Consider the following 770-nt stretch of genomic DNA (forward strand, 5'->3'; position numbering starts at 1 on the left):
ACCACCACTCAACAAGTGAGCGTGACAGTTGAGGGAACTAATGATAAGCCGGTACTACATGCGGATACGCATACAGGCAGCGTCAATGAAGACGGTACTTTATTAGTACGCGGACAAGTGCTTGCCACAGATGTTGATAACAATTCAAAACTAACTTATACGGCAGGTAGCCAACATGGTCTTTTTGGTGATTTCACTTTAAATGCTGACTCAGGAACTTGGACTTATAAACTAGATAATAAGCATCACCAAGATTTAGCAGCAGGTGAAACCCAAACTGAATCTATGCTAGTGACGGTTACCGATGATAAGGGCGCAAAAGTCACAGAAACCGTAGAAATCACCATTACGGGCACCAACGATAAGCCGGTCATTACCAGTCAAGCTCAAGCTGAAGCCGTGAAGGAAGATGGTGTAACGTTTGTTGAAGGCCAAGTAACCGCAACCGATGTAGATCACAATGCACTATTAACTTATTCGCCAGATAACTTGCAAGGCACATATGGCACATTTGTTTTAAATCCAAGCTCAGGTAAATGGAACTACACCCTAGATAACGATGCTAATCAAGCGCTTGCGGAAGGTGAATCTCACGTTGAAACCATGTTGGTGACGGTGACTGACGATCAAGGAGCGACTACCACTCAACAAGTGAGGGTAACGGTTGAAGGTACTAATGATGTACCAAAACTGCAGGCTGATACGCACGCCGGTAGTGTGAATGAAGACGGCACATTATTAGTGCGAGGACAAGTGCTTGCCAGTGATGT

1 protein-coding gene is annotated in these 770 nt (G+C 44.8%); it reads left to right on the top strand.

Features of this window, described 5'->3' with window-relative positions:
• On the top strand, positions 1–770 hold a 770-nt coding region (locus tag VHA01S_RS03480), incomplete at both ends, for a VCBS domain-containing protein (RefSeq protein ID WP_039970093.1).

The sequence above is a fragment of the Vibrio halioticoli NBRC 102217 genome (assembly GCF_000496695.1).
In the GTDB taxonomy this organism is placed as follows: domain Bacteria; phylum Pseudomonadota; class Gammaproteobacteria; order Enterobacterales; family Vibrionaceae; genus Vibrio; species Vibrio halioticoli.